This window comes from Bartonella sp. AD328YNZD, from assembly GCF_042196425.1.
The window spans coordinates 1-13,911 of record NZ_JBHIQG010000037.1; the positions used below are offsets into that span (position 1 = coordinate 1).

Annotated in this window: 7 protein-coding genes; all 7 read left to right on the forward strand. The window is 40.6% G+C overall.

Annotation, left to right across the window (positions count from 1 at the left end; all coding sequences use genetic code 11):
- A partial coding sequence (locus ACFIO3_RS03230) for an outer-membrane lipoprotein carrier protein LolA (RefSeq protein WP_375704104.1) occupies window positions 1-235 on the forward strand: 235 nt, incomplete at its 5' end.
- Between the two features lie 33 nt (window positions 236-268).
- Window positions 269-1,084: an exodeoxyribonuclease III gene (locus tag ACFIO3_RS03235; protein ID WP_375606600.1), complete on the forward strand. Its 816-nt coding sequence runs from the start codon at window positions 269-271 to the stop codon at window positions 1,082-1,084.
- Window positions 1,085-1,145: 61 nt separating this feature from the next.
- The gene (locus ACFIO3_RS03240; RefSeq protein ID WP_375606599.1) at window positions 1,146-2,627 is read left to right on the forward strand and encodes an efflux transporter outer membrane subunit; all 1,482 of its coding nucleotides are present in this window, start codon (window positions 1,146-1,148) and stop codon (window positions 2,625-2,627) included.
- The gene (locus ACFIO3_RS03245) at window positions 2,624-3,850 is read left to right on the forward strand and encodes an efflux RND transporter periplasmic adaptor subunit (RefSeq protein ID WP_375606598.1); all 1,227 of its coding nucleotides are present in this window, start codon (window positions 2,624-2,626) and stop codon (window positions 3,848-3,850) included. Before ACFIO3_RS03240 ends, ACFIO3_RS03245 begins: the two co-directional genes overlap by 4 nt.
- A gap of 3 nt (window positions 3,851-3,853) precedes the next feature.
- The gene (locus ACFIO3_RS03250) at window positions 3,854-5,842 is read left to right on the forward strand and encodes a MacB family efflux pump subunit (RefSeq protein WP_375606597.1); all 1,989 of its coding nucleotides are present in this window, start codon (window positions 3,854-3,856) and stop codon (window positions 5,840-5,842) included.
- A gap of 1,709 nt (window positions 5,843-7,551) precedes the next feature.
- Window positions 7,552-12,504, forward strand: a complete 4,953-nt coding sequence (locus ACFIO3_RS03255) for a DEAD/DEAH box helicase (protein ID WP_375704105.1) — start codon at window positions 7,552-7,554, stop codon at window positions 12,502-12,504.
- Window positions 12,505-13,713: 1,209 nt separating this feature from the next.
- A complete protein-coding gene (locus ACFIO3_RS03260; protein WP_375606595.1) occupies window positions 13,714-13,863 on the forward strand; it encodes a hypothetical protein in 150 nt (49 codons plus the stop codon).
- The last annotated feature ends 48 nt before the right edge of the window (window positions 13,864-13,911 follow it).

Consider the following 13,911-nt stretch of genomic DNA (forward strand, 5'->3'; position numbering starts at 1 on the left):
ATCTTCTGGGCGTTTGTTGGCCTTTCGCGAAGATCCTGGGGCCGTGACGATTGTTTTGCGTGATCAGACGATTGGGGCAGGGCAAATAAGGATGGTTTTTGATTCTAAAGGCTCTGCTTTGCGACAGTGGACAATTGTTGACCAACAAAATTTGGAAACTACTGTGCAGATTATGAATGTGCGGACAGACGTCCGGTTCGCTAATGGGATGTTCACACTTCCTTCGAAGAAATGAAGAAAGAGTGTTACGTCATTGGGATTAAAACAAATGTTCTTTCGTATTGCGACTTGGAATATTAATTCTATTCGTTTGCGTCTTGCACAGGTTTTTCAGTATTTGGAACTCTTTTCCGCAGATGTATTGTGTCTACAGGAAACAAAATGTCCAGATGCTTTATTTCCAGTGGAGGCTTTTGAAGCAGCGGGTTATAAGCATATCGCATTGAGTGGACAAAAATCTTATAATGGGGTGGCTATTGTTTCTCGTTTGCCTTTTAAAAAGGTAGAAAAACGTTTTTTTTGTCAAAACCAAGATTGCCGTTATATCTCAGTTATTGTGGAAGCCCATGGGAGAAGCTTGCGGATTCATAATTTTTATGTTCCTGCTGGGGGAGATATCCCTAATGCTGATGTGAATGAAAAGTTTCGTCATAAGCTTGATTTTTTAGAAGAAATGTCCTCCATTCGTGCGGACCAAGGCGATGGTCTTTCTTCTCTTTTGGTGGGAGATTTAAATATTGCTCCTTTGGCAGAGGATGTTTGGTCTCATCAACAATTGTTGAAGGTTGTAAGCCATACTCCCATTGAAACCGAGCGTTTGCAGGATTTGTGTTGTCAAGGTGGATGGGTTGATCTGATGCGGTTGCATATTCCTGTTCCTACTAAGCTTTACACATGGTGGAGTTATCGTGCTCGCGATTGGGCATTTACCGATTATGGACGGCGGCTTGACCATGTTTGGTCTTCTCAAGATTTAGCCCCTTTTGTTGTAGATCTTTCGATTTTTCGTGATGCGCGCGGATGGGAACGTCCTTCAGATCATATTCCTGTGCAAACTGTATTTGATTTTTCACGTCAAGTTTGAAATAAGAGGTAAATAAAGTATTAATATTAAATAATGATTCTGAAAGAATGCGGGAGACTGGATGTATATCAGAAATCTCAAATGGGGCGCTTCTCGTGGATTATTTTTTAGTGTCTTGTTGTGTTTGCTTTTGTCAGGATGTATGGTTGGTCCTAATTACCAGAAAACATCTTTTCGTGTTCCAGCAGTTTGGGGAGAAAAATCTGCACAGACTGCAGGGCAGCCCGTTGCGCTTGCCGGATGGTGGCGGCATTTGAATGATCCTGTTCTAGATGCGTTAATGGATTACGCGATTTCTGGAAATAATAATGTTGCTGTTGCTAAAGCTCGGGTACGTGAGGCGCGTGCGGGTTTAGGACAGGTTGTGGGAACTCTTTTGCCAAATGTGTCCAATTCAATTTCAGGAACCCGTAGTCGTTCTGGACAGTCTGATGCATTATTCAACCAGTATAGTAGTGGTTTTGATGCAAGCTGGGAGCTTGATTTTTTTGGTGGGCATAAACGTGCGGTTGAAGCAGCGCGTTATGGCCTTGATGCGGCTGTGGAAGATATGCGCGCTACCATGGTGACATTACTAGGAGATGTGGCAACAAATTATGTGCAAATGCGTGGTTGGCAACAAAAGTTGTTTATTGTGCGGCAAATTGCTGTATCACAACGTAAAACTTATGAATTGATGCGCGCTAGATTAACAGCTGGTGATGTTTCTGAGCTTGATGTTTCAAATGCGCAAGCACAAATGGCAAATACAGAAGCAGATATATCACAGATGGAAGCGAATTTAGCAATGAGCGTTCATCGCCTTTCTGTCTTAACTGGTCGTGTGCCTACGGCATTGAAGGATCTTTTACAAAAAAATGCTAAGCATGCAAAGATTCCACAACCACGCTGGCCGATACCAGCAGGAATTCCAGCCGATATTTTGTTAACACGTCCAGATTTACGACGGGCAGAGCGTCAATATGCGCAAGCGACAGCACGGATTGGTCAACGTGAAGCAGATCGTTATCCATCACTTACTTTAACAGGTAATATTTCGACAGCAGCAACGGCAATTGATCAGTTATGGAAAAATTCAACGATTGGCTGGTCTTTTGGACCTGGTCTTCGTTTTCCTCTTTTTAATGGAGGTCAGGTCGAGGCTTCTATTGCGGTAGCGCGCGCGCAGCGTGATCAAGCTTTTATTACTTATCGAGCTGCTGTGTTGGAGGCTTTAGAAGATGTAGAAAATGCGCTTGTAAGATTGACGAAGGAACATCAACGCTTAGAAAAGTTAATCGTTGCGAATAAAGCTTCTCTTCATTCCTTAAAACTTTCACGGAGCCTTTTTGAGAATGGAAATACTAGTTTTCTTGAATTGTTAAATGCTGATCGCTCTTATTATTCTGCACAAATGGCGCTTAAAGATAGCCGTGTTTCTTTGGTTACGCAATATATCACGTTGATGAAAGCGTTGGGGGGGGGCTGGGATGGCGTTGTTGATGTATCGCGTCCAGAAGTCGTTGATAATGCACCTCGTTCGCGTGCAAAGGTAGGGAAATGAAAAAAAACTTACTCAAAAATTTCATTACAAAACACAAAAAACTTTCCTTCTTTTTAACTGCTATATTTCTCATTTTCTTGTTGTTATGGTTACGTTCTGTTTTTTTTGGAACATCTACTCCAACTTATATAACCGCGGTGGTGAAACGTGGGGATATTGAGGAAAGTGTTTTAGCTTCTGGTCTTGTACGTCCTTACCGGTTGGTGGCTGTTGGTGCGCGAGCAACAGGGCGTGTGGTGTCAATGCATGTTTCCCCTGGGAGTGTTGTGAAAGAAGGCGATCTCTTGGCAGAAATTGATCCTACAGATCAGGAAAATGATTTAAAAAGAAAAAAAGCAGCATTATCGCATTATTATGCGAGTTTGGTAGAACAAGAAGCCTATCTTTCTCTTGCACAAAAAAATTTAGAGCGTCAGAAAAAAATGATCGAAACACGAGCGATTTCACGGGCGAACCTCGATGAGGCTGCGACACAGGTGAAAATACGCGAGGCGCAAATTGAACAACTTCGTCAACAGATTGTGCAAGCACAAATTGATGTGGAGAGTGCAGAGGTTAATTTAGGTTATACACGCATCACTGCCCCTTCAGCAGGAACGGTTTTGGCAACAGTTGTGGAAGAAGGGCAGAATGTGAATGCGGTTCAGTCGGCGCCAACAATTGTTATTTTGGGTGATTTATCAAAGATGACGATCAAGGCGCAAATCTCAGAAGCAGATATTCTTAAAGTCCGAGCTGGACAACCACTTTATTTTACAGTTTTAGGTAATTCACAGCGTCGTTATGAAGGCGTTTTAGAAAAAGTAGAGCCGGCTCCTGAAGCAATTCGTGCTGATGTGAGTATTAATCCTGGTATGGTGAGTGGTTCTAGTGCTTTAATATCATCGGCGATCTATTACAATGGAATTCTACATGTTGATAATGCGGATAATTTTTTGCGAACCTATATGACTGCTCAAGTTCATATTATCTTAGGGCGCGCGCAGAATGTCTTGTTGGTTCCAAGTGATGCTTTACGCGATGAGACAAGAGAGCGTAAAGCATGGGTTTCTGTTTTAGTGGGGGAAAATAAGGTGGTTACTAAACAGGTGAGCGTTGGGTTGAATAATAAGGTTATGGCAGAGATTGTTTCAGGACTTAACGAGGGTGATGTCGTCGTCACCAGTTCGTCTGATGGAGTGATGCCAGAGTCTTCTAACATGCATAGCGAAGACGAGAGTTAAAGCATGAGCACAAATCAAGCAGATGCCGTCTTCGTCTTGGAAAATATTGTGCGCAAATTTCCTGCCGGCGAAGCGTTTGTTACCGTTTTGAAAAACATCAATCTTACCATTAAACGTGGTGAAATGGTGGCAATTGTAGGTGCTTCCGGTTCAGGTAAATCTACCTTGATGAATATTTTAGGCTGTCTTGACCGTCCAACTTCTGGCCGTTATTGGATCTCTGGTAAAGAAACAGCTTCCCTTTCTGCGGATGAATTGTCGGCTTTGCGACGTAATCATTTTGGTTTTATTTTTCAGCGTTACCATTTGTTGAATGAACTGACAGCTCTTGGTAATGTTGAAATTCCGGCTATTTATGCAGGATGTGCTGTGGAAGCAAGGAAACAGCGGGCACAGGATCTTTTAACGCGTTTGGGCATGGGTGATCGGATAAATCATCGTCCAAATCAGCTTTCTGGTGGTCAGCAACAACGTGTTTCTATTGCTCGGGCGCTCATGAATAATGCGGAGGTCATTCTTGCAGATGAACCAACTGGTGCATTGGACAAAAAGAGTGGGCAAGAAGTATTGCATATTTTGGATGAACTTCATCAAGAAGGGCGTACTATTATCATTGTAACCCATGATATGCAGGTAGCTGAAAGAGCAGAGCGTATTATCGAAATCAGTGATGGGGAAATTATTGCTGATAAGCGGTCAAGGGTTGGAAAAACAAAAGTTGGTAGAAAATCTCTTCAGGAACAACAAAATCTAAAAGGCCAACAAAAACTGGGCTTTTTTCGTTCTTTTGTTGAGCGATTCCGTGAGGCGTTTGTGATGGCTTTGTTGGCCATGAATGCACATCGCATGCGGACTTTTCTAACAATGCTTGGGGTGATTATCGGTATTGGGGCGATTATTGCTATGGTAGCTTTAGGGAATGGTACACGAGAGAAAATTCTGGAAAATTTTAAAAGTTTAGGTGCTAATACATTAACCATTTTTCCTGGCAAAAGTTTTTCTGATCCACAAGCAGAAAAAATAACCAGTTTGGTTGAAGCTGATGCAGAAGCTTTATCTGGATTACCTTATGTTTCTGGTGTAACACCACAGATTTCAGCAAGCTCGAAAGTACGTTTTGGTGCAGTTGAAGTCAATGCTGTCATTGCGGGGGTGGGAGAACAATTTTTTCAGACACAGGGGCTCAAAGTTTTCAAAGGACAGTTTTTTGATCACAAGAGTGTCCATGATCGGGCGGTTGATCTCGTGATCGAGAAAGAAGCGTTGTCTGTTCTTTTCCCCCATAGCCATGAAAGCCCCCTTGGAAAGGTGGTGCATGTGGGTAATGTTCCAGCGCGTATTATTGGTGTTGTTGATTCGCAAAATAATGCAAGTGGAGATACATCAAATACCTTACAGCTTTATTTACCCTATACAACAGTGCAGACGCGTTTTCTTGGTACAACAGAAGTTCGTGCAATTACCGTTAGGATTGCTGATGATATTGATTCACATTTAGCGGAGACTATGATAAAACGTTTTCTCATTATGCGGCATGGCGGGGAGGATTTTTTCATTAGAAATTCTGAATTTTTCCGTGAACGTATCATGGAGAGTACAAATATTTTAACACTTTTAATTTCTTCAATTGCAGCTATTTCCCTGGTTGTGGGGGGTATAGGGGTGATGAATATTATGTTGGTCACTGTTTCTGAGCGGATCAATGAAATCGGCGTGCGTATGGCAGTTGGTGCACGACAAAGTGATATTTTACAGCAATTTCTCATTGAGGCGATTTTGGTTTGTGTGATTGGTGGTGGTTTGGGAATCTTGCTTGGACTTTCTATCGGTGGCTTGTTTCTTCTGTTTAAGGCACCTATCCATTTGGTTTATACTATTGAATCGATCATTATGTCTCTTACTTTTTCAACCCTCATAGGAATATGTTTTGGCTTTTCTCCAGCGCGGCAAGCTTCACGGCTTGACCCTGTTGTCGCTCTTTCACGCGATTAAGCTTTATTAATTTGGGCATGTTTGTGGAGATGCTTTATACTTAGATGAAGCGTTTATGAAGCAAAAAATGAATGGGAAAAGTTTAGTATTATTTGCTGCTCTATTTTAGAAAACGCTTTGTTCATTAAGTGGAGCGTATCACTAGAGGTAAGCGTTTTATAGCGCACCACATCATGTGAGATATGGTAGGCATATAAGCCTTCTTGAGGCATTAAATGTTTTGAGAATGCATGATGAATATTTTAAATCTTTCTTGTCGAGTCTTATGGAAGTAAATCCTATTAAGGAGAAGTTAAATGGAACCCGTTAAAACGAGATTGCTTGCAGACTGAATTTTGTTAAAAACCCTCCTCTTCTGAAATGTGAAGAGGAGGACAAATGAAATATATGGTGCGACGATTCTTAAGATTTAATTTAAAAAGAGGCGGGGGAAATGAATAGTATATCTGCTAACAAACAAAAGAACAAAAAAGAAGGTTGATGCCAAAAACAGCTTAAACCTCCGTTCTTCCAAAAAAATGAACTGGTATCGAGATAGCTGAGCAGTTTAAGAGGTTTCGTTTAGTATTTTTAAGATTTTCGGAAAAGAGGTTATGAGGATTTCTCACTTCTAGTTTTGCAGAGGGTGGTGCAAATTATAGGTGTTTAGGTTTATGCAAATAAATTATGATCGTGCTTAAGTTTTAAAATGTGATCTAAGATACAGCCATTTTCTGTTCCTTTATACGAGTAGCTTAGCTTCTTTAGAATATTTTGTTTAAGGCATCGCTTTTTTCTGCCATATCTCATGATTTTGGAGCTGAAGGATAAACAAGCCATTTGAGTTTCTAGGGTAAGGATGCCGTCAGATACTCGGTAGGGGGCGTGATCTTAAGAACTAATACCGTGAGATGCGGGTTTGATTTCATGAGTTTGGTGAGGACGACAAAAAGTTTGAGAGGCGGATGGCTTCTTATGTTGAATGATGTATGAATGAAAGGGGCTTTCATTTATTGAAAAAGAATAAGCTCATATTCAGCAGGTGTGAGATGAAGTAAGAGAACATCGTAATACCAAGCTGCAGTTATGTTGCTAAAGAACATAATGGCGCTAGTGATGAGCAATGGTATGTCTAGTTGGTATGGTATTCTTCCTCCTGCTACAAGTCCGATACAGATAAAAAAGAATTCTAAAACCACCCGCTATAAAGTATAAGAAGCGAATAATTAGTCTACGAAAGAACAAAAGACAAAGAAATATTTCAAAAATCAATATTTTGAATATCACGACTAATATTTTGCATATTATAGGGAAATTATATGCATGATCGTTCGTAAAATGCGCTGTTTTGTGTGTGGAGTTTCTTCCTTGGTGTCTTGTGTGTTCGCAGGTGTCGTATCCATTTCCCCCCTCTCATTCTTAAGCTAAATCCTAAAATTATTGTGCACTTTATTTTGTATTCTTACAAAAGGCAAAAAATATTTTCAAAATCATCACGCCTTACCGTTTATTTCCATAGGGATATAGACATCAGTAAATGCATCATATGATTTGGGGGATACTCAAAAGGATCAAAAGATTTTCTCTTGTTGGTTTAATTAAACATAGAAGAAATGTTTTAAAATCAAGCAATTTTAAGCTTTTTTTAAGTTTTTTGGGTAGAACAAGAGGCATTGACGAATTGGTTTAGATTCGATAGTTGAAGGTATTTTTCATTGGGGGGGGGAAGCATGACGCTGCAATCGCTTTTACAGACCTATCGTGATCAAGCGCGTACCGAACGAGATAAAGGAACGTATTTTGAGCGTTTTGTTCTTGCTTATCTGACACATGATCCTCTTCAGTTTGGGTGTTATGAAAAAGTTCAAACCTTTAAAGATTGGGCGCATGAAAATGGTTGGGATGGTCGGGATACTGGTATTGATCTTGTGGCAAAGATGCGTGATGAAGAGGGGTTTGCAGCAATCCAATGTAAATTTTATGATGCAGCATATCGAATTAGAAAAGCAGATATTGATAGTTTTATTTCGGCATCAGGAAAAGCTCCGTTCAAGCGGCGTGTTATTATAGATAGTACTGAACGTGCTTGGAGTGATAACGCTGAAATAATGATACGGGGGCAGGATATTCCTGTTATACGGATTAATCTTTCCGATATACAACAAAGTCCGATCCGTTGGGAAACTTTTGCAGCCCAGGGCAAAGTTGTTTTGGAGGATAAAAAGAAGCTGCGTCCACATCAGCTGGAGGCATTGCGTGATGTGCGTGCTGGGCTTGCTCAAGCAGATCGGGGTAAGCTCATTATGGCTTGTGGGACTGGTAAGACATTTACCAGTCTTAAAATTGCTGAGGATTTGGCAGGTGAAGGCAAGTTTGTTTTGTTTCTTGTTCCTTCTTTGGCGCTGATGTCACAGACGGTGCGTGAATGGACAACGGATGCAGGAATTGGATTGAGATCCTTTGCTGTCTGTTCTGATACACAAGTGGGAAAGCGTCGTAAAAATAGTGATGATGTTGCTGAAATTGATGTGTTTGATCTTGCTTTTCCGGCGACAACTAATGCGGCTAAACTTGCAGATCAGGTGGGGAAGAGTGTTGCAGATAAGATGACCGTTGTGTTTGCAACCTATCAATCCATTCAGGTGATTGCTGATGCTCAGAAAAACTATGGTTTGCCAACATTTGATCTTATCATTTGTGATGAAGCGCACCGTACAACAGGGGCAACGCTGGTGGGAGAGGATGAATCCAATTTTGTTAAGGTGCATTCCAATGATGTTATTCGCGCCAAGAAGCGCCTTTATATGACAGCGACACCACGTATTTTTGGTGATAACGCAAAAAGTCGCGCGAATGAAGTTAATGCTGTTCTTGCTTCGATGGATGATGAAAAGCTTTTTGGTAAAACACTTTTTTATCGGGGTTTTTCATGGGCAGTACAAAATGATCTTTTAACAGATTATAAGGTTATTGTCTTAGCAATGGACGAAAAATTGGTCAGTTCCGCTGTTCAGAAGCGCCTTAGTGATAGCGATTCTGAGCTTATTCTTGATGATGCAACGAAGATTATTGGCTGTTATAAGGCTTTGACAAAACAAAATATGAAGGCCGATGTTGGTACGGATTCATATCCTATGCATCGTGCTTTAGCGTTTTGTAAAACTATTCAAAGTTCTAAACTCGTTCGTGATGAGTTTTCTGCGGTTGTTAGAGAATATCTTGATTATACGAAAGAGGATACAGAAAATGAACATTTTCTGAAGTGTGAAATTGAGCATGTTGATGGCACTTTCAATGCAAAGGATCGTGGTGCATTACTTGATTGGCTGAAAGCTGATAGTGGGGATGATATTTGTCGTATTTTAACCAATGCAAGGTGTTTGTCTGAGGGGGTGGATGTTCCGGCTCTTGATGCGATCATGTTTTTAAATCCACGCAAGAGCCAGATTGATGTTGTGCAAGCGGTTGGGCGGGTGATGCGTCGCTCTGAGGGTAAAAAGATGGGATATGTCATTTTGCCAATTGGTATTCCTCTTGATACTCCAGCGGAACAGGCTTTGAACAACAATGATAAATATCGGGTTATCTGGCAAATTTTAAATGCTTTGCGTGCACATGATGATCGTTTTGATGCAACGATTAATAAGGCATCCCTCGGGCAAGATATTAGCAATGTGATTGAGATTATTGGTGTCACACAGAGCACTGAATTAAAGGCTATTACGGCTGTTGTAGACAATCTTCCACTACGCGCACAACCAGCACGATTGGGCATTGGTACAGCGGAGCGTGATGTCCTTTTTACAGATGAACAAGGGGAGCTTGCTTTCCCTGTGGATGAGATTTCGCGTGCCATCATGGCAAAGATTGTCAAAAAGTGTGGGACACGAGATTATTGGGAGGATTGGGCGAGCAATATTGCGGAAATTGCTAAGAATCATATTGCACGCTTAACAGGTATTCTGGCAAAGCCAGATACTGAGGCGCGTCAAGCCTTTGACAAGTTTGTGGCAGAACTGCGTGATGATTTAAATAATGCTGTTACAGAAGCTGATGCGATTGAGATGTTGGCACAGCATATTATTACGCGTCCTGTCTTTCAGGTGTTATTTGAGGGGTATCAGTTCACACGTGAGAACCCTGTCTCGTGTGCTATGCAGCGTATGCTTGATGTGCTTGATGAGGCGAATCTTGATAAGGAATCTAAAGATCTTGAGAAATTTTATGCAAGTGTAAAATTACGAGCCAGTGGCATTACGGATCCAAAAGCAAAACAGAGGTTGATTGTAGAGCTTTATGATAAGTTTTTTCGTTATGCTTTTCCACGCACTGTAGAAAAACTAGGCATTGTTTATACCCCCGTCGAGGTTGTGGATTTTATTTTGCACTCTGTCAATGATGTCTTAGAGCAAGAATTGGGGCAAACGCTTGGCTCATCGGGTGTGCACATCATGGATCCTTTTACTGGAACGGGTACTTTTATCACGCGGCTTTTACAATCGGGTTTGATAAAACCAGAAGAGATGAAGCATAAATTTTGTCATGAAATTCATGCCAATGAAATCGTTCTTTTAGCCTATTATATTGCAGCCATTAATATTGAGACAACTTATCATGGTCTGATGGGGGGCGATTATATTCCTTTTGAGGGAATTTGTCTGACCGATACATTCCAGCTTTATGAGCAAGAAAAAGACCTGATTAGCGATTTGCTGGTGGATAACAGTACACGTCGGGCGCACCAGAAGGAACTGGATATTCGTGTTATTGTTGGCAATCCCCCTTATTCTTCTGGACAAAAAAATGCAAATGATAATGCGCAGAATATTAGCTATCCTAAATTGGATCGTCGCATTCGTGAAACCTATGCTGCTCAGTCCAAAGCGAGTAATGTTAATGGACTTTATGACAGTTATATTCGTGCCATTCGTTGGGCAAGTGATCGCATAAAAGACTGTGGTGTTATTGGTTTTGTGACAAATGCGGGTTTTATCAGTGGATATTCTATGAATGGCTTACGAAAAGAATTGAATGAAGAATTTTCAAGTATTTATGTTCTCAATTTACGGGGTGATATTCGTAAAAATATGATGAGTAAAGGACGTGCTCAAGAGGGGCAAAATGTTTTCGGAAGTGGAAGCATGACAGGAATTGCTGTGACACTGTTTGTTAAAAATCCAAATGTTTCTGAGCCTTGTAAAATTTACTATCATGATATTGGGGATAATCTCACGACAAAAGAGAAACTCAGTGAGCTTCAGCATTTTGGAAGTGTTAACGCTATCAAGCGTGAACACGGTTGGCAGATGATTACACCAGATGCACATGGCGATTGGCTGGATCAACGCAACAGTGATTTTGAAAAATTTCTAGCCTTAGGTGATAAGAAGGGCAGTGATAAAAAGCTCTTTGAAAATTTTTCTTGTGGTTTAAAAACCAATCGTGATGCTTGGGCATATAATTCAAGCCGTGAATCTTTAGCAAAAAATATGCGCAATATGATTGCTTTCTATAACAGTGAAGTAGAACATTTTAATACTGTGCATCTACATTCTGATCGCAAGATGCGTGCAAATGCTGTGAACGATTTTGTCAATACAGATTCTAGAAAGATTAGTTGGAGTAGTAGCCTTAAAGAAGAATTAATAAGGGGAAAGGCTTTTAAATTTAAAGATACGTATATTACTCAGAGCCTTTATCGTCCTTTTACACAACAGTGGCTCTATTATAATCGTGTTTTTAATGAGAGAGTATACCAAATGCCACGTATCTTTCCTTTAGAAAAGGCGGCTGAAAATAAGGTGATACAAGTTACGGGAATTGGAGCAAGCAGTGGATTTTCTGTTCTGATGAGTAGGGGCTTGCCTAGCTTGGATGCAATGGAGAAAGGCCAATGTTTTCCACGGTATGTTTATGAAGATATTGCATCCTTGAGAAAGGAGGAGAATCAGGTTCATTTGTTTGCAAATTTTGCAGAGGAAAGCAAAAAAGCTGGTCTGCAGCGGCGTGATGCTCTTACGGATGAAGGATTGGCTTATTTTAAGGCAGCTTATCCTGGTGAAATGATAACAAAGGATGATTTGTTTTATTATGTTTATGGGATTTTGCATTCTGAAGATTATCGTGCTCGTTATGCGCATAATTTATCTAAACAATTGCCGCGTATTCCAACAGTTAAAAAGGTAGAGGATTTTTGGGCTTTTGTGACAGCGGGGCGCAAGCTTGGTAATTTGCATATGAATTATGAAGAGGTTGAACCCTATTCCGTTACCTACAAACAGGGTGATCCAAGAACTTGGGTGATTTCTGATGAGAAGAGTTTTTATCGTGTTGAGGCGATGAAATTTACTGGTAAGCGTGGTGCTATTGATAAAAGCACTGTGGTTTATAATGCGCATATCACGATGCAGAATATTCCTCTTGAAGCTTATGAGTATGTGGTCAATGGCAGGCCTGCTCTTGAATGGGTTATGGAGCGGCAGGTTGTCAAAACGGATAAAGCGAGCGGACTTGTTAATGATGCCAATCGCTATGCTGTTGAAACGGTGGGTAATCCAGCTTATCCATTGGAATTGTTTCAGCGGGTTATTACGGTAAGTTTAGAAACTATGAAAATTGTGCGCAGCCTTCCAAAATTGGAAGTGAGAGAAACTGAAAAGGTTAAATTATCCATTGTGCGGTAAAAAAGTGTTGAGTTGTCACAAACTGGCTCTCTTACACGCCTTAGCAGCTCGTGGGTATTGCGACAGCCCTTGGCACTTGAGACAAGTCCATAAGAGTCATGTCTTTCTTTTACAGTTTTACGCTGCGCAGGCTCTCTTCCTTTGTGATGTTCAAGTCCTGTGTGATGTGCAAGAAAATGGTTTTGATTGATTCAATAGAGAGCAGATTTGAAATGAGAGAATCTGATGATATTGAGAGCTCTCATTCAAGTTGTAGCGTAATAAATTTTCATTATAAATCAATATGTTATATGTGATAAAGCACCTTAGGCAGTGAGGTCGCTAAAATTATGACGCATGAGCTTTAGCGGCAGTGATGAATATTCTCAGGCAGGGTTTTCTTGTCGAGCTTTATGTGAGTAAACCATATAAATGGGGACGCTGAGAGGAACTTGTCCAGAGAAAGTGGATTGTTTACAAATCGTTGCTGATAGGAATCATCGTCCTTTGAGATGTTGAGAGGACATGACAATTTTCATGAAATCTGTCCTTTGAGGTGTTCTGATATTGAAGTGAGCAGGGAGAACGCGTTAGACAAGAATCTGGATTGTTATTGTTTACAGATCGATAGAGTTTAAAAATTTTCGTTCTTTTTTGGGGAGGAAACCAGACAAAAAGTGATCTTAGAGAGCGAAATGATTTATGCAAAATATATTGCTATAAAAAGTGTGGGATGTTCGTGGCAGTGTTCGTTTTGAACTTATTCCTATCTGTGATCTAAAATGCTTTTATGAAGACGCTTTGTAGAATGAAGAGATTGTTTTTAATATATTGATTTATAATGACTGTTTAACGTTCTCTCTCTTGAACAAGAATTCTAAGGATCATAAATTTTCTTACTTTTAGGCTTTTAAAATGACTGCCTTGCATGTCATATGAGGTTGGTATGTTCGTGTTTAAGAAAGGCGTAATGTATGCCTCTTACCAATCATCCCAAGAGGTTTAAGAGCAATCGTAATACTTGAGAGGCGGCAAAATATAGGGTGGGGCGGTTTGCATTTTTTATGAAGGGTAAGACAGTGGTATAAATAGATTTTTATGACAAGTCTGTAGATCCTATGGCTGTCTAGGGGCTCTATTTACAAGAGCTGTCTTCTATATTGGGGATGGCATTAGATAGATCACGTGTTGTGAGATCAAGTTTGGGATGTAAGAGATGTTTTTTGGTGAATGTGCAAGACAGTGACACGTGTATCGGGGCGTTGTGCTTTGTATGGGGAGAAGTTCTGGCGTGCTTTTATGGCGGTAATTCGTGTGGAAAGGTATGGAGAGAAGGGTAAAGCAGTCAGAGGGTGGCAAGGTTTAAAGTCACAAGAATAAAGGTCAGAAGGCGGTTCTGATATAGACTTGCAGTGTTTTAATATATTG

Excerpts from the sequence above, each read along its gene's own strand:
- ACFIO3_RS03240 (WP_375606599.1), top strand. The coding sequence starts at position 1,146 with ATGTATATCAGAAATCTCAAATGGGGCGCTTCTCGTGGATTATTTTTT.
- ACFIO3_RS03255 (WP_375704105.1), top strand. The coding sequence starts at position 7,552 with ATGACGCTGCAATCGCTTTTACAGACCTATCGTGATCAAGCGCGTACC.
- ACFIO3_RS03260 (WP_375606595.1), top strand. The coding sequence starts at position 13,714 with ATGTGCAAGACAGTGACACGTGTATCGGGGCGTTGTGCTTTGTATGGG.
- ACFIO3_RS03250 (WP_375606597.1), top strand. The coding sequence starts at position 3,854 with ATGAGCACAAATCAAGCAGATGCCGTCTTCGTCTTGGAAAATATTGTG.
- ACFIO3_RS03245 (WP_375606598.1), top strand. The coding sequence starts at position 2,624 with ATGAAAAAAAACTTACTCAAAAATTTCATTACAAAACACAAAAAACTT.
- ACFIO3_RS03235 (WP_375606600.1), top strand. The coding sequence starts at position 269 with ATGTTCTTTCGTATTGCGACTTGGAATATTAATTCTATTCGTTTGCGT.